General features: G+C 56.0%; 23 protein-coding genes and 1 tRNA gene. 18 read left to right on the forward strand and 6 right to left on the reverse strand.

Annotated elements, in window-relative coordinates; genetic code table 11:
• Positions 1-106 precede the first annotated feature (106 nt).
• A complete protein-coding gene (locus tag AAEZ09_RS05645) occupies positions 107-1,540 on the forward strand; it encodes a DegQ family serine endoprotease (protein WP_045058773.1) in 1,434 nt (477 codons plus the stop codon).
• Between the two features lie 77 nt (positions 1,541-1,617).
• Here the strand turns inward: AAEZ09_RS05645 and AAEZ09_RS05650 are convergent, their stop codons facing one another.
• Complete coding sequence (locus AAEZ09_RS05650; RefSeq protein WP_045058772.1) at positions 1,618-3,051, reverse strand: M48 family metalloprotease; 1,434 nt, start codon at positions 3,049-3,051, stop codon at positions 1,618-1,620.
• Positions 3,052-3,149: 98 nt separating this feature from the next.
• On the opposite strand from AAEZ09_RS05650, the gene AAEZ09_RS05655 reads away from it, so the two are divergent.
• Positions 3,150-3,389 (forward strand): sulfurtransferase TusA family protein, encoded by a 240-nt coding sequence (locus AAEZ09_RS05655; protein WP_045058771.1) that lies wholly within the window; start codon positions 3,150-3,152, stop codon positions 3,387-3,389.
• Between the two features lie 32 nt (positions 3,390-3,421).
• Complete coding sequence (locus AAEZ09_RS05660) at positions 3,422-4,492, forward strand: AI-2E family transporter (protein WP_350598522.1); 1,071 nt, start codon at positions 3,422-3,424, stop codon at positions 4,490-4,492.
• A gap of 89 nt (positions 4,493-4,581) precedes the next feature.
• Here the strand turns inward: AAEZ09_RS05660 and AAEZ09_RS05665 are convergent, their stop codons facing one another.
• Both AAEZ09_RS05665 and AAEZ09_RS05670 read right to left on the reverse strand, forming a co-directional pair.
• A complete protein-coding gene (locus AAEZ09_RS05665) occupies positions 4,582-5,055 on the reverse strand; it encodes a peroxiredoxin (protein WP_045058769.1) in 474 nt (157 codons plus the stop codon).
• A gap of 11 nt (positions 5,056-5,066) precedes the next feature.
• Complete coding sequence (locus AAEZ09_RS05670; protein ID WP_045058768.1) at positions 5,067-5,627, reverse strand: glycine cleavage system transcriptional repressor; 561 nt, start codon at positions 5,625-5,627, stop codon at positions 5,067-5,069.
• A 326-nt stretch (positions 5,628-5,953) separates the two neighbouring features.
• Between AAEZ09_RS05670 and dapA the strand changes: the two genes are divergently transcribed.
• The 5 genes from dapA to AAEZ09_RS05695 all read left to right on the forward strand — a co-directional run bounded on the left by dapA (position 5,954) and on the right by AAEZ09_RS05695 (position 9,643).
• A complete protein-coding gene (gene dapA / locus AAEZ09_RS05675; RefSeq protein ID WP_045058767.1) occupies positions 5,954-6,832 on the forward strand; it encodes a 4-hydroxy-tetrahydrodipicolinate synthase in 879 nt (292 codons plus the stop codon).
• Positions 6,833-6,849: 17 nt separating this feature from the next.
• Positions 6,850-7,965, forward strand: coding sequence for an NlpB/DapX family lipoprotein (bamC, locus tag AAEZ09_RS05680; RefSeq protein ID WP_045058766.1), 1,116 nt, complete (start codon positions 6,850-6,852; stop codon positions 7,963-7,965).
• A gap of 4 nt (positions 7,966-7,969) precedes the next feature.
• Positions 7,970-8,728 (forward strand): MBL fold metallo-hydrolase, encoded by a 759-nt coding sequence (locus AAEZ09_RS05685; RefSeq protein WP_045058765.1) that lies wholly within the window; start codon positions 7,970-7,972, stop codon positions 8,726-8,728.
• Positions 8,729-8,756: 28 nt separating this feature from the next.
• Positions 8,757-9,470 carry a phosphoribosylaminoimidazolesuccinocarboxamide synthase gene (purC, locus tag AAEZ09_RS05690; RefSeq protein WP_008034929.1) on the forward strand — a complete coding sequence of 238 codons (714 nt, stop codon included), beginning with the start codon at positions 8,757-8,759 and terminating at the stop codon, positions 9,468-9,470.
• Between the two features lie 83 nt (positions 9,471-9,553).
• Positions 9,554-9,643: transfer RNA gene (locus AAEZ09_RS05695), tRNA-Ser, on the forward strand.
• A gap of 57 nt (positions 9,644-9,700) precedes the next feature.
• On the opposite strand, the gene AAEZ09_RS05700 is transcribed toward AAEZ09_RS05695, so the two are convergent.
• Positions 9,701-10,411, reverse strand: a complete 711-nt coding sequence (locus AAEZ09_RS05700) for a hypothetical protein (RefSeq protein ID WP_350598526.1) — start codon at positions 10,409-10,411, stop codon at positions 9,701-9,703.
• Positions 10,412-10,807: 396 nt separating this feature from the next.
• On the opposite strand from AAEZ09_RS05700, the gene AAEZ09_RS05705 reads away from it, so the two are divergent.
• The 5 genes from AAEZ09_RS05705 to AAEZ09_RS05725 all read left to right on the forward strand — a co-directional run bounded on the left by AAEZ09_RS05705 (position 10,808) and on the right by AAEZ09_RS05725 (position 14,361).
• Entirely contained in the window at positions 10,808-11,230 is a 423-nt protein-coding gene (locus tag AAEZ09_RS05705; protein WP_350598528.1) for a hypothetical protein, read from the forward strand.
• 68 nt (positions 11,231-11,298) lie between these two features.
• On the forward strand, positions 11,299-12,033 hold the full coding sequence (locus AAEZ09_RS05710) for a hypothetical protein (RefSeq protein ID WP_350598530.1): 735 nt from the start codon (positions 11,299-11,301) through the stop codon (positions 12,031-12,033).
• 347 nt (positions 12,034-12,380) lie between these two features.
• A complete protein-coding gene (locus AAEZ09_RS05715; RefSeq protein WP_350598532.1) occupies positions 12,381-13,445 on the forward strand; it encodes a hypothetical protein in 1,065 nt (354 codons plus the stop codon).
• A gap of 56 nt (positions 13,446-13,501) precedes the next feature.
• A complete protein-coding gene (locus AAEZ09_RS05720) occupies positions 13,502-13,891 on the forward strand; it encodes a hypothetical protein (protein ID WP_350598534.1) in 390 nt (129 codons plus the stop codon).
• 218 nt (positions 13,892-14,109) lie between these two features.
• Positions 14,110-14,361 carry a hypothetical protein gene (locus tag AAEZ09_RS05725; RefSeq protein ID WP_350598536.1) on the forward strand — a complete coding sequence of 84 codons (252 nt, stop codon included), beginning with the start codon at positions 14,110-14,112 and terminating at the stop codon, positions 14,359-14,361.
• Between the two features lie 258 nt (positions 14,362-14,619).
• On the opposite strand, the gene AAEZ09_RS05730 is transcribed toward AAEZ09_RS05725, so the two are convergent.
• The gene (locus AAEZ09_RS05730; RefSeq protein ID WP_350598538.1) at positions 14,620-15,033 is read right to left on the reverse strand and encodes a hypothetical protein; all 414 of its coding nucleotides are present in this window, start codon (positions 15,031-15,033) and stop codon (positions 14,620-14,622) included.
• Positions 15,034-15,274: 241 nt separating this feature from the next.
• Complete coding sequence (locus AAEZ09_RS05735) at positions 15,275-15,559, reverse strand: DUF3077 domain-containing protein (RefSeq protein WP_350598540.1); 285 nt, start codon at positions 15,557-15,559, stop codon at positions 15,275-15,277.
• A 482-nt stretch (positions 15,560-16,041) separates the two neighbouring features.
• On the opposite strand from AAEZ09_RS05735, the gene AAEZ09_RS05740 reads away from it, so the two are divergent.
• From AAEZ09_RS05740 to gltS, 5 genes are all read left to right on the forward strand, one after another.
• Positions 16,042-16,266 (forward strand): type II toxin-antitoxin system HicA family toxin, encoded by a 225-nt coding sequence (locus tag AAEZ09_RS05740; protein ID WP_350598543.1) that lies wholly within the window; start codon positions 16,042-16,044, stop codon positions 16,264-16,266.
• Positions 16,263-16,595, forward strand: coding sequence for a type II toxin-antitoxin system HicB family antitoxin (locus AAEZ09_RS05745; protein ID WP_350598544.1), 333 nt, complete (start codon positions 16,263-16,265; stop codon positions 16,593-16,595). The genes AAEZ09_RS05740 and AAEZ09_RS05745 overlap by 4 nt, the downstream gene beginning before the upstream one ends.
• Before the next feature lie 317 nt (positions 16,596-16,912).
• Complete coding sequence (locus AAEZ09_RS05750) at positions 16,913-17,638, forward strand: IclR family transcriptional regulator (RefSeq protein WP_350598546.1); 726 nt, start codon at positions 16,913-16,915, stop codon at positions 17,636-17,638.
• A gap of 20 nt (positions 17,639-17,658) precedes the next feature.
• On the forward strand, positions 17,659-18,597 hold the full coding sequence (gene hutG, locus AAEZ09_RS05755; protein WP_350598547.1) for a formimidoylglutamase: 939 nt from the start codon (positions 17,659-17,661) through the stop codon (positions 18,595-18,597).
• A 56-nt stretch (positions 18,598-18,653) separates the two neighbouring features.
• Positions 18,654-19,862, forward strand: a complete 1,209-nt coding sequence (gene gltS / locus AAEZ09_RS05760) for a sodium/glutamate symporter (RefSeq protein ID WP_350598550.1) — start codon at positions 18,654-18,656, stop codon at positions 19,860-19,862.
• The last annotated feature ends 149 nt before the right edge of the window (positions 19,863-20,011 follow it).

Consider the following 20,011-nt stretch of genomic DNA (forward strand, 5'->3'; position numbering starts at 1 on the left):
TCGGCTCTGGCCTTGTTTGTTGTTCCCGGAACAAAAATACCGGCGTATCTTTCCCGGTGTTCCTTGCTCCATATCGCTTAATCATGCTCGTTGTAACGGGAGCCGTATGTCGATACCACGCTTGAAGTCTTACCTTTCCATTGTCGCCACTGTGCTGGTGCTCGGGCAGGCCGTCGCCGTACAGGCGGTCGAGTTGCCTGACTTTACCCAACTGGTCGAGCAAGCCTCGCCCGCTGTGGTCAACATCAGTACCACGCAAAAATTGCCGGACCGCAAAGTATCTGCCGAGGACATGCCCGACCTCGAAGGCCTGCCGCCCATGCTGCGCGAGTTTTTTGAACGCGGCATGCCGCAGCCACGCTCGCCGCGCTCGCCAAGGGGCGATCGCCAGCAGGCGCAATCCCTGGGCTCGGGGTTCATCATCTCGTCTGACGGCTACATCCTCACCAATAACCACGTGATCGCCGATGCCGACGAGATTCTCGTGCGTCTTGCCGATCGTAGCGAATTGAAAGCCAAGCTGGTCGGCACCGATCCACGTTCCGACGTGGCCCTGCTGAAGATCGAAGGCAAGGACCTGCCGGTTCTGAAACTGGGCAAGTCGCAGGACCTGAAGGCTGGCCAGTGGGTGGTTGCCATCGGTTCGCCGTTCGGCTTTGACCACACCGTGACCCAAGGCATCGTCAGCGCCATTGGTCGCAGCCTGCCGAACGAAAACTATGTGCCATTCATCCAGACCGACGTGCCGATCAACCCGGGTAACTCCGGTGGTCCGCTGTTCAACCTTAACGGTGAAGTGGTGGGGATCAACTCGCAGATCTACACCCGCTCCGGTGGCTTCATGGGCGTTTCGTTCGCCATCCCGATCGATGTGGCCATGGATGTGTCCAACCAGCTGAAAAGCGGTGGCAAGGTCAGCCGCGGCTGGCTGGGCGTTGTCATTCAGGAAGTGAACAAGGATCTTGCCGAGTCGTTTGGCCTGGATAAGCCGGCCGGAGCACTGGTTGCGCAGATCCAGGATGACGGCCCTGCTGCCAAGGGTGACCTGCGGGTCGGCGACGTGATCCTCACCATGAACGGTCAACCGATCGTCATGTCTGCGGACCTGCCGCACCTGGTGGGCGCGCTGAAGGCCGGTTCCAAGGCCAACCTCGAAGTGATCCGTGACGGCAAACGCCAGAATGTGGAACTGATCGTTGGCGCGATCCCGGAAGAAGGCAAAGAGCTGGAGACCCTGGCTAAATCCGGCGTCGAGCGCAGCAGCAATCGCCTGGGTGTCTCGGTAGCCGAGCTGACTGCCGAGCAGAAGAAAACCTACGACCTCAAGGGTGGCGTGATCATCAAGGAAGTCCAGGACGGTCCTGCTTCGCTGATCGGCTTGCAGCCCAATGATGTGATCACTCACTTGAACAACCAGGCGATCGGTTCCACCAAGGAGTTCACCGAGATCGCCAAGGCGCTGCCGAAGAACCGTTCGGTGTCGATGCGAGTCCTGCGTCAGGGTCGTGCCAGCTTCATCACCTTCAAGCTGGCGGAATAACACCGGTTGTTGGCTGAATGAAAAACCGCCTCGAGAGAGGCGGTTTTTTTATGTGCGCAGATTGATGCTCGGGCCGCTTAGCCCATCATGTCCTTGACCATTCGTTCCTGTTCCATCAGCTCACGCTGACGCGCATCAATGCGCGACGACAGCGGGAAGTTGCTGCCTGCCTTGCGCTTGGCGAAATCCAGTTGCTGGATGGCCTGGCGATAGTCGCCCACCAGTGCAAAGTACTCGGCACGCGCCTGATGCAGGCCGATGATGTTGCCCGACAGGCCGCGGGTTTCTGCCACCTGGTACCACACGTCCGGATCATCAGGGCGGGACTTGAGCAGGCCTTCCAGCGCCTTCTCGGCGTCGGCTGCGCGGTTCTGTTTGAGCAGCAGGTCAACGCGCACCTGGTTCAGCGGGTAGTTGCCGGGGTACTGGGTAAGCATCCGGTCCACCCGCGCCTGGGCATCTGCCAGGCGATTGTTGGTGATGTCCAGGTCCACTTGCGCCAGGTTGTAGATGATCTCGTTGGGCGACTTGGCCAGCAGCAGCTTGAGATTCTCCCGCGCTTCGTTCAGCTGGCCGCCCTTGATCTGGGCGATTGCCAGGCCATAACGGGCAACGTCGCTTTTCGGATTCTCTTCCAGCTGAGCACGAAAACGCTTGGCACCCAGGCCCGGGGTTTCTTCGTAAACCAGTTGCACGCGGGCACGAATCAGCTGGTAGCGCAGCGTATCTTCGATGCCGCCGGCTTTAGCCTGCTCGGCCCGGTTACGGGTATCGGCGATGCGCGATTCGGTGACCGGGTGAGTCAGGAGGAATTCCGGGGGCTTGGCGTCGAAGCGGTACTGGCGCCCCAGGCGCTCGAACATGCTGGGCATCGAGCGCGGGTCGTAACCGGCTTTTTCCAGATTGAGAATGCCGATGCGGTCGGCTTCCTGTTCGTTCTGGCGGGAAAAGCGGCGCTGTTCCTGGATCGCCGCCGCCTGGCTGCCAGCAATTGCGGCGATCCCGGCATCGCCGGCACCGGCTGCAGCGATCACGATCCCGGCCAGCAGCGCGGCCATCATGGGCACCTGCATGCGCTGTTGCGCTTCAACGCCACGGGCGAAATGGCGCTGCGACAAGTGAGCCAATTCGTGCGCGAGGACCGAGGCGTATTCGCCTTCGGTCTGGGCATTGAGGAACAGGCCACCGTTGACCCCGATAATCCCGCCGGGCGCCGCAAAGGCGTTGAGCTGCGGACTGTTGATCAGGATGAACTCCAGGCGCCGGTCATTCACCTGGCTGGTTTCCACCAGGCGATAAACGCTGGATTCGACGTAATCCTTGAGCTGCGGGTCGTTGAGTTGCGAGACCTGGCTGCGCAATAGGGCGAGCCAGGCGCGGCCCAGCTGGTATTCCTGTTGCGGCGAGACGATGGCAGAACTGGCGTCGCCGAGTGACGGCAGGTCGTCGGCGAAGCCCGGTGAGGCGAGCAGGCAAGCGAGCGTCAGCAGGGTAGGGCGCAGAAAGGTCATGCACAAAGCCTTAGTCGACAAAGACCTTACTGTAGCCGGACACTTGCCTTCGGACCAGATATTCTAAGCCGTTCAACCGCCAGACCCGGAGTGATGCAATGACTGAAGCTGTAGCCCATGATGCCGAGCTGGACGCCAGCGGCCTGAGTTGCCCGTTGCCGCTGCTCAAGGCCAAGCTCGAACTTAATCGCCTGGCCAGCGGCGCAGTACTCAAGGTCATCGCCACGGATGCGGGGTCGCAGCGCGACTTTCGCACCTTTGCCCGATTGGCCGGTCATACGCTGCTTCGCGAAGAAGATGAAGCAGGCGTGTACCGCTACTGGTTGAAAAAAGCCTGAATTGCGTTGGGTTCGTTTCTTAAGGATTTTTGATGTTCAAAGTGTTACGCGACTGGATTCAGCGCTATTTCTCCGACGAAGAAGCCGTGGTGCTGGCGGTGCTGCTGTTCCTGGCATTTACCGCAGTCCTGACCCTGGGCGGGATGCTCGCGCCTGTGCTTGCAGGCATGGTGCTGGCTTATTTGATGCAGGGCCTGGTGGTAACGCTTGAACGCCTGCGCGTACCCGGCGCCGCTGCGGTGGGCCTGGTGTTCGCGCTGTTCATGGGTGTGTTACTGGTGTTTATCGTCGTCGTGGTGCCGTTGCTCTGGCACCAGCTGATCACCCTGTTCAACGAGCTGCCCGGCATGCTCGCCAAATGGCAGTCGTTGCTGTTGCTGCTGCCGGAACGCTACCCGCATCTGGTATCGGACGAGCAGGTGTTACGGGCGATTGAAGTGGCACGGGGCGAGATCGGCAATTTCGGCCAGTGGGCGCTGACGTTCTCGCTGTCGAGCCTGCCGCTGCTGGTGAACATCATGATCTACCTGGTCCTGGTGCCGATCCTGGTGTTCTTTTTCCTCAAGGACCGGGAAATGATCGGCGAATGGGTCCGCGGCTATCTCCCTCGGGAGCGGGCGCTGATCACCCGCGTGGCCCATGAAATGAACCGGCAGATTGCCAATTACATCCGCGGCAAGGTCATCGAGATTTTCATTTGCGGCGGTGCGACCTACATCGGCTTCGTGGTGCTGGGCCTCAACTACGCAGCGCTACTGGCGTTGCTGGTCGGCGTCTCGGTGGTTGTGCCCTACGTCGGCGCCGTGGTGGTGACGGTGCCGGTCTTGCTGATTGCGCTGTTCCAGTGGGGCTGGAGCGATCAGTTCATCTACCTGATGGCAGTCTACGGCATCATCCAGGTGCTGGACGGCAACGTGCTGGTGCCGCTGCTGTTCTCGGAAGCGGTGAACCTGCATCCGGTAGCGATCATCTGCGCAGTGTTGTTGTTTGGCGGGTTGTGGGGCTTCTGGGGGGTGTTCTTTGCGATCCCCCTGGCGACGCTGTTCAAGGCCGTGTTGGATGCGTGGCCGCGCAAGGAGCCGGTGGTGGCGCCGCTGCTTTAAACTGTAAAAGATCGCAGCCTTCGGCAGCTCCTACAGGAGCTCGCAAATTTCTCTGTAGGAGCTGCCGAAGGCTGCGATCTTTTCAAGGGTCACGCTTTATTCAAGGCCTGAGCCGCCGCCAACACCGCATCCACATGCCCCGGCACCTTCACACCACGCCACTCCTGGCGCAGCACACCGTCCTTATCAATCAGGAAAGTGCTGCGATCCACCCCCATGTACTCCTTGCCATACAGCTTCTTCAGCTTGATCACATCAAACAGCTGGCACAGCGCTTCTTCCTTGTCGCTGATCAGCTCGAAGTTGAAAGCCTGCTTGGCCTTGAAGTTCTCATGGGACTTGAGGCTGTCGCGAGACACACCGAACACTTCGGTATTGGCCGCCTTGAACGCCTCGAGCTGATCACGGAAGCCCTGGCCCTGGGTCGTGCAGCCAGGCGTGCTGTCCTTGGGGTAGAAGTAGATCACCACCTGCTTGCCCTTGAGACTGGCGAGGTTGACGGTTTGCCCGCTGGTGGCGGGTGCTTCGAAGTCGGCAACCGGTTGGTCGATGGCAACGGCCATGAAAAGCTTCCTTACATTGGGTTCTGTGGGCGCCACGGTTCGATCAGTGCGTCCAGGTTCAGCGCATCGGCGAAATCCAGGAACTGATCGCGCAACCAGCTGATCTGCACGCCGGCAGGCAGGGTCACGGTAAATGTGGCGTTGAGCATGGTGCCGCCGGTCTGAGGCGCCTGATAAGTGTCGCAGGTCAGGTTTTCCAGCTCGACGTTATGGTCCATGAAGAACTGGCACAGCTCGTTGATGATGTCCGAGCGATAGGCGGAGCTGACGTAGGCGACGTACGGCAGTGCCTGAGGACGATTCTCCAGGGCTGCGCTGCGCACTACGTTGACGGTGAAGGCGTGCTTCTTGGCCAGGCCCGACAGGCTGCCTTCGAGGCGAGCCAGGGCGTCCCAGCTGCCGGAGATCTCGAGGACCAACGCACTGCACTCGCCATGACGGGTCAGGCGGGAGGTGACCACGGCGCAGCGATTTTCATGGCTGGCGCGGCACAGGACGTTAGTCAGCTCCATAGGGTTGGCGCCGAGGGCACTGATGACAAGGAATTGTTCGCGAACTGTGGGGGTGGACATGCAGCATTCCTAAAGCGATGAGCGGTCGATACCTCAACGGGCTTTTTTACCGTGCACGAGCCTGCGGATGCGAATTCAGAAAACCCGATGGCAGGTTGCAACGTGCTCTATTGAGGCAAGAGCGAAGGGTGGCAACGCTGGATCGGGGCTTATGATGCCGAAAACGGAGGCTGGAACCCGGCGTACGAGCTTATCAGTACCGATCAAAGTCTGAAGGGTAGCGAAAAGCGGCGCCAAGGGGAATGGCAGCAGCGCAGTACTTCGCTTGTACAAGCATCTTGGCGCCAGTACCATTACCGCTCTCTTTTTCCGGCAGGAGCGGTTGCATGATTGCGGGCAGTATGGTGGCACTGGTCACACCCATGGATGCGCAGGGTCGTCTCGACTGGGACAGCCTGAGCAAACTGGTGGACTTTCACCTGCAAAACGGCACCCACGCCATCGTGGCGGTCGGCACTACAGGTGAATCGGCCACCCTTGACGTGAACGAGCACATCGAAGTGATTCGTTTCGTGGTGAAGCAGGTTGCGGGGCGCATTCCGGTGATCGCCGGTACGGGCGCCAACTCGACGCGCGAAGCCATCGAGCTGACCACCAACGCGAAGACCGCGGGTGCCGACGCCTGCCTGCTGGTGACGCCGTATTACAACAAGCCGACCCAGGAAGGCCTTTACCAGCACTTCAAGGCCATCGCCGAAGCTGTCGACATTCCGCAGATCCTCTACAACGTGCCTGGCCGCACCGCGTGCGACATGCAGGCCGACACGGTGATTCGTCTGTCGACCGTGAAGAACATCATTGGCATCAAGGAAGCCACCGGCGACCTGTCTCGTGCCAAGGCCATCCTCGATGGCGTGAGCGAAGACTTCCTGGTGATCTCGGGTGATGATCCGACCGCCGTCGAACTGATCCTGATGGGCGGCAAGGGCAACATTTCGGTGACCGCCAACGTGGCCCCGCGCGCCATGGCCGACCTGTGCAATGCCGCTCTGAAAGGCGACGCCGTCACGGCCCGCGCCATTCACGAAAAGCTGATGCCACTCAATAAAACCCTGTTCATCGAATCCAACCCTATTCCCGTGAAATGGGCGCTGCATGAAATGGGCTTGATGCCGGACGGTATCCGTCTGCCGCTCACCTGGCTCAGCACTGCCTGTCACGAACCGCTGCGGCAGGCCATGCGCCAGTCCGGCGTCCTGGTTTAATTGAGGAAGTACTACGCATGAAGCGATTGGCCGGACTTTCCGCACTAGCCGTGATCATCTCCAGCACCAGTGGCTGTGGATGGGTCTGGGGCCCGGAAGGTTATTTCCGTGACCGTGGTAGCGATTACCTGGAAGCGCAACAGACTGCACCGATGCAACTGCCACCGGATGTCACCACCGCCAAGCGCCTGGACCCGTTGCTGCCGATCCCGCGCAACGTGGCCGATGACTCCGTCAAGGGCGAGTACGTCGTGCCTCGTCCGCAACCGCTGACCGCAGCGGCTGACGCCAGTGCCTACTCGTTGCAGAAGAGTGGTGATACCCGCTGGATCGTCGCGCAGAACCCACCGGCAGAAGCCTGGCCAGTGGCCGTGCAGTTCTTCCAGGACAACGGCTTCCGCCTGGACGAACAGCGCCCGCAAACCGGCGAATTCACCACCACCTGGCAGCATTCCGACGAACTGTCCGCCGCCATGGCCAAGCGCCTGAGCGCTGCCGGTGTCGGTAGCGACAGCGAAACCCGCGTGCGGGTGCGCATCGAGCCGGGCGTGCAGCGCAATACCAGTGAAATCTACGTGGTCAGCGCCGAACGTCCTGCGGGCAGCACTGCCGATGTCGAGTTCACCAACCGTTCGGTCAACACCGGCCTGGACGCGGCACTGGTCGACGACATGCTCGCGAGCATGAGCCGTATCTCCGAGAAGGGCGGTTCGGTCTCCATGCTGGCTTCGCGTGATTTCGATACGCCAAGCCGCGTCAGCCTGAGCGAAGACGGCAGCGGCAACCCGGTCCTGAACATCGGCAACGACCTGGACCGCGCCTGGTCGAGTGTCGGTCGTGCGCTGGAACAGGGCGAATGGCGAGTGGAAGACATCAACCGCAGCCTGGGCCTGTACTACATCAACCTGGCTGAAAAGGCCGAGAAGAAAGACGACAAGCCTGGTTTCTTCAGCAGCCTGTTCGGCAGCGCGCCGAACAAGGAAGAAGTTGAAGCCCGCGCCGAGCGTTATCAGGTTCGCCTGAGCAAGGTGGGTGAAAACGTCCAGGTCACCGTCGAGAAGAACATCAACACCGTGGCGCCAGCAGATGTGGCGCGCAAAGTGTTGAGCGTGATTCAGGACAACCTGGGCTGATCTCATGCGTTTTGCCGTTCTCGGCAGCGGTAGCCAAGGGAACGGCACGCTGATAGCCAGCGCTGATACGTATGTGCTGGTGGATTGTGGTTTCTCCCTGCGGGAAACCGAAAAACGCCTGTTGCGCCTGGGTGTGAACCCGGCGCAGCTGAGCGCGATACTCGTGACCCACGAACATGCCGACCACGTGCATGGCGTGGGTTTGCTGTCTCGGCGCTACAATCTGCCGGTCTACCTCAGTCGCGGTACCCTGCGCGGGATGCGCAAACCCATTGAACCTGCTGGCCTGCTGGCCGGCGGCGAGCAACTGCAGATCGGCGCACTGAGCATCGGCGTCATTGCCGTGGCCCATGATGCACAGGAACCGACGCAGTACGTGTTCAGCGATGGTGAGCGGCGCTTCGGCCTGCTGACCGACCTGGGGTCGTACTGCAACAGGGTGCTGGATGGCTACAAGGACCTCGATGCATTGATGATCGAGTCCAACCATTGCCGTGACATGCTGGCTCGCGGTCACTACCCGTACTTTCTCAAGCAGCGGGTGGGCGGCGAACTGGGACATTTGAATAACCACCAGGCGGCATTCCTGGTGTCCGAGTTGGGCTGGCAAGGCCTGCAACACCTGGTCCTGGCCCATCTGAGCAGCAAGAACAACCTGCCGCAGCTGGCCCGGCAATGTTTTGTCGACACCCTCGGGTGCGACCCGGACTGGCTGCAACTGGCCGATCAAGATTCAGGGCTCGACTGGCGACACATCGCCTAGCCCACCTACTTAGCAAGCGGAGCCCATCATGGAAAAACGTGAAGAACTCTACCGCGGCAAAGCCAAATCGGTTTTCAAGACCGACGACGCTGACCGCTTGATCCTGCTGTTTCGTAACGACACTTCGGCGTTCGACGGCAAGCGCATCGAACAGCTCGACCGCAAGGGCATGGTGAACAACAAGTTCAACGCCTTCATCATGCAAAAACTCGAAGCCGCCGGCGTGCCGACCCAGTTCGACAAGCTGCTGGGCGACAACGAGTGCCTGGTGAAAAAACTCGACATGATCCCGGTCGAGTGCGTCGTGCGTAACTACGCCGCCGGCAGCCTGGTCAAGCGCCTGGGCGTTGAAGAGGGCATGAAGCTCAACCCTTACACCTTCGAACTGTTCCTGAAGGACGACGCCAAGGGCGACCCGTTCATCAACGAATCCCACGTGGTGGCTTTCGGTTGGGGCACCGCCGAGCAACTGGTTCGCATGAAAGAACTGTCGCTCAAGGTCAACGAAGTGCTGAGCAAACTGTTCGACGACGCCGGCCTGCTGCTGGTCGACTTCAAACTGGAATTCGGCGTGTTCAGCGACGGCTCCATCGTCCTGGGCGACGAGTTCAGCCCGGACGGCTGCCGCCTGTGGGACAAGGCCACCGGCAAGAAAATGGACAAGGACCGCTTCCGCCAGGGCCTCGGTGACGTCATCGAAGCCTACGAAGAAGTCGCCAACCGTCTGGGCGTACCGCTTTAATCGACGCAAGCATCTGATACCACAGAAATATTTCGCTTAGGGGCTTCGCATCCGGCGAAAGTGTTGTTATGATGCGCGCCGTTGGAGAGATGCCAGAGTGGCCGAATGGGACGGATTCGAAATCCGTTGTACCTTCACCGGTACCTAGGGTTCGAATCCCTATCTCTCCGCCATATCCAGAAAACCCCTGAAATTCAATGAGTTACGGGGGTTTTTCTTTTTCAGTTGTGTTACTCAGTTGTACTACTAAGCGCAGCAGTTTTTGCCGGATTTCCCCCAAGGTACAGGCGATTGAGCAGTACACCGCATGCCCGTAGCGAATTCTGAAGCTCCACGGTTCCCTCCAGCGCCTCCCGAACCCAGCACGCCGGGTAGTCCTTCTCCTTGTGCCTAAAGCCTTCGACCTTACCTCCCCTGTTGTCATCGATGAATGAAATGGACGCATTGTGAACGATCAGTTGATGATGTTTGACCCTGTTCATGAAGGCGTGTGTGTACCCAAACCACTCTGATGTGAGAGCGTCACTCAGGCGATTTTTAAGCTCTCCAGCCGGAAGGGCGGCTTCTACATCTTGGATGTAGAAATTGCGTTTCAGCGGCACGGGCACCACAAGGCCATTCAGTAATTGCCCAAAGCTGTCGTACGAATTGCGAGTGATTGCAATGCAGGCGATCAGGTTAGCTTCACTGATTAAGCCAGCTTCATGAACGACGCCGTCGTCGTCACCACCTCCAAGAATTCGATGGGCAAAACTCATTCCATGGGGGTCGTTTTCGGCGTTGAATGCGGTGAAGGCATCGCGGGCGAGGCACTTGTGGTACTCGAAGATATCCCGTGATCGACCAAGCGAATTGATGATCTGAACAAGCCTTTTGCTTGTGTCAGGCTGGAGAATCTTGACCTGTGCCCTCAGCGCCTCCAGGTTCCATGCGTCACTCATGTTCACTTCCTTTTGCGTGGTAGTGATCCAGTTTAGCCTGAAGGGACTCGGCACGGTTGACGGGGCACATCTCGCACACGCCAATGCGGCAATGAACGAAGATAATGTGGTGGCATCTACTCGGATATGAGGGGGCGAAGGAATCGGGTAACGTCATGACCGCAAACGAAGATTTAATCACTTGGAGCACGCGCTGGCGACTTGCTGGTGGTGTTGTGTCCTGCAAGACATGCCAGTCCCAGCAGACTGAGACTGACCGGATAAAGGCTTTTGAGCACCTTCCGGGTTTTGGGCATGCTGGGCAGCACTGCACGCCGTGGGATGACTTAGACGTGATCTGCCAGAGTTTCAAGCACGACAAATGACCGGCACACCGGCTAGCGATGGAGATGCGGAATGAGTGCAAGGTCTATCACACAATTCTTCTCTGCCCTGAAGGCTCCACTGCGCATGATGAGGCAGTCTTGGGGAGCTGTGAGGGATGATGGGGCTGTGTTTCTACGAGTGTGGCAGGATCGGTGCGAGACGCACGATGGTGTTCGGTATGTCCAGTTAACGCATCTGGAGAAGTATGGCGGCGACAGCAGCAACTTCGGATACACCGAGCGAAAAACCCACGTTGAAATGATCCGCATGGGCGCTCCCTGCTATCTGGTGATGTGTGTGGCAAAGGACACAGAAGCCAAGCCGCGTGACATCAAGTCGTTCAACAAGGACACAATCTTCGTGGGTGGGATGTTGAAGCAATTCGAGCAGGATTGGTGGATTGAGTTGGCGGGCAAAGTTGAATCTCATAAACTGATGTCAGGGTCACTGTGACAACCTCTCAACATCCCGCACAAACGTGTATCTAAATCAAGCGTCGGTCAAAGCAGAGAACACAGCTAATGGACAAGAAGTTTATTATAGGGATTTTTGCAGCAGTCGCTGTAAGTGTGGCAATTGTCATAGTACCGTGGGCATACACTTTCTATAACTCCACATTCAGCAAAGACCCGGCTTCTTGGGGGGGCTTTGGAGATTACTTTGGAGGTGTGTTATCTACGATTGTTTCAATCTTTGGCTTTGTAGCAGTGATTGTAACTATCAAAAAACAGGGCGACGGCATCAAAGCTCAGCTTGCAAGTATCGAACTGGACAAAGAGACGCGAGATGACGAGGTCTACAATAGACAGGCTCTACAGTGCCTAGAAGAAGCACTAGTAATATTGAACGATTCTGAAACTGGTCGGATTCGGAGCGATAGAGTGGCATGGCTTGAATCGGCCAGACTTATACTCACTGCAAAACAACTCTCGGCCCGTATTACAAGTGAAAGTATGCGCACCGTACATGCTGCCTCGGAGAAAGTGATTCGGTCAAAGTTTATGGCAAAGCTCGACCAGAAGAACTGTCCCGAAACCATTCAGCCCGGCTTTTTCACTGGCCCCAGTGGTGCCGAGCACCATAGAAAGGTCAGCAATAAACTCGAAAAGCGTTCTGTTTATGTCGTCTACAAATTTGCAAGCTGGCCCCGTACAGAAAATGATCTTATTGATGACGTGGAAAATGACTTCAGCGTAGACCCAGTTAACCAAGGCTACTTCGGAGCCAGCGAATACCTGAAGGATAAAAGGCAATGAAAACCCTATCCCGCGCCAAAATTTTCAGCCTCATGTTTATGAAGCTTGGTTTCTCAGCCTGAAAAGTAATACAGAGCGATTGACATTCAGAAAGCGGGTTTTGTAAGTGAGGTGCTTAACGATGTGCGACCTGCCTAACCAGAAAGCTGACTAAATTTAGAATAACCCTGTGCCTCCTGTGAGCCTCTAGAGGCTTAGAAGGTCACGTTGAGAGCGATCATTTCACGGTGTACTGCTGTTGGTGTGAACTCACCAGTGAGTGCTGTACGCACAGTGAATGAAGGGTAAAACTGATGCAGCAGATAAGATTCGAACCAAAATTGCTAAGATGGTAGAAAAGGCTACAGTTGAACAATAATAAAGGCTGGGGGCGAGTAATGGCACATTTAGGGAAAAGCTGGGCAGGCAGGGCATTTGGTACGAACACTGGAAACCTTGCTATCTCCTTTTCTAAGGATGAGGAAGAGCTTGAGGGGGTAGTTCGATTTCAAGATGAGCAGTATGGCATCGTCGTGTACAACGTGACAGGCACGTTCAAAGACGGCATTCATATAACAGGGGAGACGGCGACTGTAATTGAGGGCGTGGTTTTTGGTGATTTAACGGTTGACGCAATACTTACTCCAGAGGGCAGTCTAAAAGGCGAATGGACCACTACAGTAGGTTCAGGTGGGCCATTTATTGCACATCCTCATGGTGGGTCTAAAACCCTCAATGCTTCGACCTCAGACGTAGAAATCGAACAGTTTTACACACGCACCCATACTCTAGGTGCTTTGAATTTAGATAGAGAGGCTGTGCTGTCACTGATCGAAATAGTGAAGAAAGATTTCAATTCAGGTGGACGGCTGATTATCACATACCGCAACGGTGGATCAGAGGTCACTAAGTATGGTGCTGATTTCGAAGCTGCAATTGATGGCCTTGATGAACTGAATTATCTGAAATTGTTCATACAGGAGCCGGATGAGTTTGGTGTGAACAAGATGGTCATCATTGAACTGGTTGAGCATGGTGTAAGTAAGATTGTTGTTCAAGGTGTGCGTGAGATTTGGGTTGAGGGAAAAGCTAGGGTTTTGCTGGATGAACTTAATAAGAGAAGGAGGAATCTGGTAACAAATTTCAAAAAGCATGGCGTTAGCCTGACTCAGCTAGCATTCTTCGCCATGCTGGTTGTGATTGTAGATATCCAGTCATTCTGGAAAAGGGCAGGCTTCGTGGTGGTATTTGTAATTACTATAAGGATTATAGAATGGTTGCACATGTCGTACATCCCGAACGCCACTATCAGAATGAGCAAAGGCAAACAGTCTCTCCATTCTAAGTACGGTGTGTCAGTAGTATCATGGCTGGCAACTATTATAGGTGCTTTGGTAAATAGCTATCTTGCCTATCTACTGATTCCTAAATGATAAAGGGTTGGACGTTTTTCTAATGCTTCCACATCCGCTGCATAAAGGCGTAGATTATGAGCAAGCCAGCAAAGATCTTCTTCCTTGGTTTGGTTTTTAGCTTGATCGTACTGGCGGTGGGTTACGCTCTAGATGAACAGGAGCAATCCGCACTGGATGCTCTAGTTGTGAAGTGCGAAACAGAAATGATTGAAGCGTCGCCTAAAGGGCCATGGCTCAAGTATCAAGATGATCCTTTAGTGTGTGAACCTACTGAGCTAATAGGCTCTACGAAGTTGTTAGGCATACAGCAGGAAATTGTGCAGAGCTATTGGAAGCATGGAGATTACTTCTTCTGGAGTCAGCTACTTGCTGTACTGCTTCTGGGAGTGTTCACACTTCCGTATGCTTGGTGCTTTTTATTGCGACGAGTTAGAGAATTAGTCAAGGCGATAACCGGAAAATGAGAAGACTTTTTCTGCACGAAAACCCATCCCGTCGAGCAGTTGCAAGTGCTCTGAGATTCAATCGTAGGAAATAATAAAAGGGGTGCTGTGTTATGGAAGCTGGATGGGCTTTGTAAAGCCCGTATGTGATTAGATATAAGTAGGAGAGTTCATGTGATTGATAGTGAAGTCAAGGCCGGATACACTGTGTCGATCACGAATAAGCACTAGAGATCACTATGAAAACCTACAGTTTTAAACTACACCAATTTCACTACGACGACCTGTCGCAAGATGAGCTAGACATGAAAATAAAAGCATGTGCTGAGGACGCTAGAAATGTGTTTGAAACAGCTGACGTAAATCTGATTGACGACATTCTGAGTATCTCGGTGAGCGACCCAGACGAGCTATCAGCTACAGTTTGCCGGGAAAGGTTTAAAACGATACTCCAGCAAGAGAGTATATCTTTGGGCGCTGAAATTCTCTAAGGTAGTTTCTACACCAAAACCCATCCCCCGCGCCGCGAGGAGCACGCACCTTGGGCTTGTTCCTGATTTCAGGCTGGGAAAAGTAATACAGGCGGGGGCGTTTGGAGACTGCGGTTTAAGCGTGAGGTGTTAAGCGGTGTGCGAGCGTCCCAGTGGGAAATGTCTGATTTTCAGAAATAACCCTGAGCCCCTCCAAGACTCTACAGCCTCAGTAGGACACGTTGAGAGCCGATCATCAGGCGACGTCTGCTGTTGATGTTAGTGTGCCTCTCTTGCCTTCTGAGACTGGCTTGCAAGCGGTAGTTGCAGGCGTTCCATCAGGCGCTTCACTGTCATGGGCTGGGATGCACTTCCCCGTTCGGTGGTGATGCCTTTAGCGTTTAAGCATTTGGCAATAGCGGCGAATGTTGGTTGACCATCGTACAAACAGGCTTTCAGTTCTGCTTCCAATGACTTTGCACGGTTGTTGGCGTTAACTGCCTTAGCGTGTACAGCAGCACCATTACCAACAGCCCAAGCAGCCTCACGGCCAGCATCCCGGCGTGCAATCTTGGCTTGAGCTACAGCGTCACCATTGGCAGCGTCCTTCTTCAGTTCTGCTAATCCATCTTTTGTACGTTGGCGAATCTTAATCAACTCTTCTTCAGCCAACAGAGATTTGATGTTCCGCACCAGACCACTACATTGGAATGCCGTAAGGAGGGGAGTGGTACAGCGAATTGTTCTACTCATTTCTACTACTTATCGAGATAAGTTCCCCGCAATACGGCGTTTGTTGGTCGAAAATATTCTTTATGGTGAGTCCCTATCTCTCCGCCTTTACATAGAAAAAGCCCCGTAGCTGAGAAGTTACGGGGCTTTTTCGTTTCTCCAGGTTTTCCTCGGACGTTAGTAGGCCGTCTACTAGCGAGGGTTAACCATCGGTATTCACCGGTGGCCACCTCCGCAACACCTTATGTACATCATCCACTACTGCTTTGCTCATGGTGGTCAGGTGGTGAGCTGCCCAAGCGTTTCTATCTGTCTCCTTGTCATTAGCAGCGTTGGCAGTCAACAGCTTGGCCAGGTACAACAGATCAGAAGCTTGGGCCAGAGCATTACCAATAGGAACGCCGGGGTTTACGCGAAACAGCGGCTGGTTGTCGCAATAGTGGAACGGAGTGAGGCCAATGGTCGTCAGTTCGGGTTTGTCGCTCATCTGCCACCCCCTTCAGTAAGAGAGGCGGGATCGAGCCGAGAGGTCTGATAGGATTTGGAACTACGTTGAGGGGGAAGACTTCGTTTGTGCGGATTTATAGTTTCCATGTCTAGCTCCGTGACTTGGGGAGCTGCCATTTTCGTTACCAAGCGAATGGGTGGCAGCTGTGCGCAGGTTGGTAAACCGGGAGTCACGGAGACCGGCACGCTCGAAAGCGTCCCGCGCACAACCGCCATAACACAGATATTCAGGCGTCAAGACGCCAGGAAAATGTGAAGGGGGCGCTGTTGCGCAACTCGTCGGGTTACCAAGCCCGATCGCTGGATTTCCAGCGATCTCATGAGGGTATACCGACGCAACCCACGCCATCAAGGCGCTAGCCTGCTGAAACACGCAGCAAAGCAGATTCGTACGCAACTCTCGGATTTTGCCTACAACTACGCCGAGAGTCACCCCGATATTCTTAGCTCAGTACGCTCAGAGTGGTCTTCTCAAGACCTACGCCCAACACTCTGGAGTGGGCCCGGGTCGAATCCTTGCTGGTCGCAGCTGGCGCCAGGATCGTTGAGGGAAGCGGGTCGCGGGTACGCTTTGAACTCAGCGGTGTGGTCGCGACTTTTCATCGGCCGCATCCGGGCAACGAAGCAAAGCCCTACCAGGTGCGGGGTGTTCGGGCTTTTCTTGAACAAGCAGGAGTTAACCCGTGAACGTTATGAATTATCAGGGCTACGCTGCCCGGATCGAATACAGCGATGAAGACGGCCTTTTTGTAGGTCACATTGCTGGCATCAGGGATGTCGTTGGGTTTCACGGCGAATCGGTCAGCGAACTTCGCTCAGCATTTGAAGAGGCAATCACAGACTATCTGGAAACGTGCGCGAAGCTCGGCCGCGCACCGCAGAAATCCTATTCGGGAAACCTGAGTTTGCGTCTCGCTCCAGCGCTGCACGCGACAGTCGCTGTAAAAGCACAGCTTGCTAACAAGAGTATCAATCAGTGGGTAGCTGATGTTCTTGATCGTGAAGCACGTGTCTGACGAGTCTTCTTCCCTCTGGTGAGCCGCAACGCTCGCTCAAATTTATCATCGGCCAATACAGAATCTCGTTGATCCAGAATGATCTCCTCGGCTTGTTTGAAAGCCCCACGGCCTCCATTCGATAAAAAGGTTTCTGTTGTTTTTTTCTCCTGTCCGTCCCCCCGCTATGTTTTTCGCTCCCGCATTTTTATGCCTGCAAGAATGCGAATGAGCGACCGCTGATCGTTATATGGCTGATTGTTCCCACTGAGTGGGAAACCTGTTTCAGTTAATGAGAAACATCGTGCCACCATGCAGGCAATAGCATGGGGCCAACAATGAACTACAACACGCCAACCGATCGCTTGCTGCAAATCCTCGTAACCCTGGGGCAATCCGGCGAGGCGATCTCCGCCAAAGAGCTGTCCGAGCAGCTGGCCCAGCCGCTCAGCAGCATCTATCGCCATCTAAAAACCCTCCTGCGCTGGGGCTTGGCCGAAGAAAACGGCCACGGCCGCTACTTGCCGGGGCCTGCCTGTTTGCAACTGGCCAAAAAGTTCGACCGCGAAGCGGTGTTGGTGACGTTGGCCAAGCCCGAGCTCAAGCGCCTGGCCGAGCAAACCCAGGAAAGCGTTGCGTTAATGGTGCCCAGTAACGGTCAGGCCATTTGCATTGAGCTGATCGACAGCCCGCAACCGCTGCGCTGCTGCTACCAAAAGGGGTTGGCGCAACCATTGCTGGTGGGCGCTTCGGCGCGGGTGTTGCTGGCGCACATGGATGAGGCGCAAAGCCTGTCGGCGCTGCTGGCCCAAGGCGTCGACAGCGGCGAAGTTGCGACCTATCAGCGCAGTTTTGCCGAGATCCGGGCTGCCGGTTACGCCGTGAGTCAAAGTGAAATCGACGACGGCATTTGGGGGGGCAGTGCGCCTTTGATCGACAGCCGCGACCGCCTGCAAGGCGCTATCAGCCTCATGGCCCCTGCCTTCCGGGCTCAACAGCGCACTGAACGCCTGATCCGCTGGACCCGGGATGTGGCGCTGCGTCTGAGCGCCCGGCTCGACTGAATTTGACTGGAGTTTCAAACATGACCGTTGTTCCTGACATGCCATTGTGGACGGGTCGCATTGACGACGCCGAAGGGCAAGGCGCGCTGCGCTGGCACCAATGGGTCAAACCCTTTGCGCAAAACCAGCCTGCGGGTGTCGCACTGGTTGGTTTGGCCTGTGATGAAGGGGTCAAACGCAACCAGGGCCGCACCGGTGCACGCCAAGGCCCGACAGAACTGCGCAAGGCTTTAGCCAACCTGGCGTGGCACGGCCACGCGCCGCTGTATGACGCCGGCGATGTGAGTTGTACCGACAGCAACCTCGAAGGCGCACAGCAGAGCTACGCCCACCACGTCAGCGAGTTGCTCGACCAGGGACATTTACCGCTGGGGCTGGGTGGTGGCCATGAAATCGCTTTTGCAAGTTTTAGCGGTCTGGCCGATCACTTGCGCAAACGCACGGCGAAGGCCCGTATCGGTGTACTTAATTTCGACGCGCATTTTGACTTGCGCCTTGCCGAACAAAGCAGTTCAGGCACTCCTTTTCGCCAGATCGCCGAGTATTGCCAGCGCGCTGAAATGCCCTTCACTTACGGCTGCCTGGGTGTTAGTCAGCTCAACAATACTCAGGCACTGTTCGAGCAGGCGCAGCGGCTGAATGTGCGTTTTCGCCTCGACCGTGAGATGAACAGCTGGGACGTTACCGCCTGCGAAAGATTCATCGATGATTTTTTGCAAGACGTCGATTACCTCTACATGACCATCTGCCTCGATGTTCTGCCCGCTAGCCAGGCGCCCGGCGTCAGTGCGCCGTCTGCCCATGGCGTGGACATGCAAATCGTCGAGCATCTGGCGCGCTATGCCAAAGCCAGCGGTAAATTGCGCATGGCCGACATCGCCGAACTCAACCCCAGACTTGATATCGAAAACCGAACCGCCCGCATTGGCGCGCGTCTGCTCGCAAGCCTGATTGATTAAGTTTTCGAAAATCCTTGAAACCACTTGTTAAATCATAAGAAAAAGAGAAATTCGCCATGCTGACATTCGAACTGGATGCGCTGAGTACCCTTGCTCTCGCGTTGCTTCTCCTGGGCTTGGGTGCACAACTGAAAAAACGCAGTTACTGGCTGCGCCAACTGTGTGTTCCCGCACCGGTGATTGGCGGCTTTGGTTTTGCCTTGCTGATTTGGCTGCTACGCAGCCAACAGTGGCTGAACCTGACCCTCGACACCAGCTTGCAAACCCCCTTGATGGTGGCTTTCTTTACCACTGTCGGCCTGGGCGGCAGCCTGGGCTTGCTGCGTAAAGGCGGCAAGTTACTGTTTATCTACCTGGGGGCGTGCTGGGGCTTGGCGCTGGTGCAGAACGTAGTCGGCGTAAGCGTTGCCAAACTGTTGGGTATTGATCCGTTACTGGGGATCATGGCCGGTGCGGTGTCCCTCGAAGGCGGTTTTGGTGCGGCGGCGGCTTTCGGCCCGATTGCTGAAAACCTCGGTGCCGTCGGTGCGACTACTGCGGCGCTGGCGGCCGCGACCTTTGGTATGGTGGCGGGCGGTTTGTTGGGTAGCCCGCTGGCGCGCTGGTTGATTGAGCGCAACAAACTCACGGTTAAAGCGGAAGCGGTGGGCAGCCTCAAGGCGTTCGAAGACGTGGTCCATAACCCGCCTGCCGCGCTGGATGCACCGACCCTGTTGCGCTTGTTGACCTGCATCGTGGTGATCATGGTTCTGGGTTTCTGGCTGGGCGCCAGCTTGCAGCAGCACTTGGGCATTGTGTTGTCCAGCTATGTGGGCGCGATGTTTGTGGCGATTATTTTGCGCAACCTCAATGACCGCAGCCAGGCGATCGACATGCCGGACCATGCTGTCAGCACCATTGGCGACGTGTGTTTGGGCATGTTTCTGACCATGGCCATGATGAGCCTTAAGTTCTGGGAACTGGAAAAGCTGGGATTGCCGCTGCTGGTGATCCTGGTGGTACAAGTGGTGATCATGATTTTGCTGTGCGTATTCGTTTTGTTCCGCCTGTTTGGCCGTAACTACGACGCTGCCGTCCTTTGCGCAGGCTTCATGGGGCACGGGCTGGGCGCTACACCCAACGCCGTGGCCAACATGGGGGCCATCTGTGACCACTACAAAGTGTTCTCGTATAAAGCCTTCATCATCGTGCCGTTGTGCGGCGCCGTGCTGATCGACATTGTGGCCATCCCGATGATCACCTGGTTTATCAACGCCTTCAGCTAGAGGGCGGTCTCATTTGGACTGAGCGGGTGAAGTGCGTAACCTCCAGTCGATTTGGAGCAGCGGATGAGCCTCCATCGGCTGTTTAATGATGATTAATGGGAGCGGATGATCGAGGTGTTACTGCCGGTGATAACCGTCAGTTTGTCGCG

Source organism: Pseudomonas sp. 65/3-MNA-CIBAN-0223 (assembly GCF_040310425.1).
GTDB classification, from domain to species: Bacteria; Pseudomonadota; Gammaproteobacteria; order Pseudomonadales; family Pseudomonadaceae; genus Aquipseudomonas; species Aquipseudomonas gregormendelii.

What these genes read in the sequence shown, in the direction of transcription:
- AAEZ09_RS05645 (WP_045058773.1), top strand. Translation starts at nt 107, where the DNA reads ATGTCGATACCACGCTTGAAGTCTTACCTTTCCATTGTCGCCACTGTG.
- AAEZ09_RS05650 (WP_045058772.1), bottom strand. Translation starts at nt 3,051, where the DNA reads ATGACCTTTCTGCGCCCTACCCTGCTGACGCTCGCTTGCCTGCTCGCC.
- AAEZ09_RS05655 (WP_045058771.1), top strand. Translation starts at nt 3,150, where the DNA reads ATGACTGAAGCTGTAGCCCATGATGCCGAGCTGGACGCCAGCGGCCTG.
- AAEZ09_RS05660 (WP_350598522.1), top strand. Translation starts at nt 3,422, where the DNA reads ATGTTCAAAGTGTTACGCGACTGGATTCAGCGCTATTTCTCCGACGAA.
- AAEZ09_RS05665 (WP_045058769.1), bottom strand. Translation starts at nt 5,055, where the DNA reads ATGGCCGTTGCCATCGACCAACCGGTTGCCGACTTCGAAGCACCCGCC.
- AAEZ09_RS05670 (WP_045058768.1), bottom strand. Translation starts at nt 5,627, where the DNA reads ATGTCCACCCCCACAGTTCGCGAACAATTCCTTGTCATCAGTGCCCTC.
- dapA (WP_045058767.1), top strand. Translation starts at nt 5,954, where the DNA reads ATGATTGCGGGCAGTATGGTGGCACTGGTCACACCCATGGATGCGCAG.
- bamC (WP_045058766.1), top strand. Translation starts at nt 6,850, where the DNA reads ATGAAGCGATTGGCCGGACTTTCCGCACTAGCCGTGATCATCTCCAGC.
- AAEZ09_RS05685 (WP_045058765.1), top strand. Translation starts at nt 7,970, where the DNA reads ATGCGTTTTGCCGTTCTCGGCAGCGGTAGCCAAGGGAACGGCACGCTG.
- purC (WP_008034929.1), top strand. Translation starts at nt 8,757, where the DNA reads ATGGAAAAACGTGAAGAACTCTACCGCGGCAAAGCCAAATCGGTTTTC.
- AAEZ09_RS05700 (WP_350598526.1), bottom strand. Translation starts at nt 10,411, where the DNA reads ATGAGTGACGCATGGAACCTGGAGGCGCTGAGGGCACAGGTCAAGATT.
- AAEZ09_RS05705 (WP_350598528.1), top strand. Translation starts at nt 10,808, where the DNA reads ATGAGTGCAAGGTCTATCACACAATTCTTCTCTGCCCTGAAGGCTCCA.
- AAEZ09_RS05710 (WP_350598530.1), top strand. Translation starts at nt 11,299, where the DNA reads ATGGACAAGAAGTTTATTATAGGGATTTTTGCAGCAGTCGCTGTAAGT.
- AAEZ09_RS05720 (WP_350598534.1), top strand. Translation starts at nt 13,502, where the DNA reads ATGAGCAAGCCAGCAAAGATCTTCTTCCTTGGTTTGGTTTTTAGCTTG.
- AAEZ09_RS05725 (WP_350598536.1), top strand. Translation starts at nt 14,110, where the DNA reads ATGAAAACCTACAGTTTTAAACTACACCAATTTCACTACGACGACCTG.
- AAEZ09_RS05735 (WP_350598540.1), bottom strand. Translation starts at nt 15,559, where the DNA reads ATGAGCGACAAACCCGAACTGACGACCATTGGCCTCACTCCGTTCCAC.
- AAEZ09_RS05750 (WP_350598546.1), top strand. Translation starts at nt 16,913, where the DNA reads ATGAACTACAACACGCCAACCGATCGCTTGCTGCAAATCCTCGTAACC.
- hutG (WP_350598547.1), top strand. Translation starts at nt 17,659, where the DNA reads ATGACCGTTGTTCCTGACATGCCATTGTGGACGGGTCGCATTGACGAC.
- gltS (WP_350598550.1), top strand. Translation starts at nt 18,654, where the DNA reads ATGCTGACATTCGAACTGGATGCGCTGAGTACCCTTGCTCTCGCGTTG.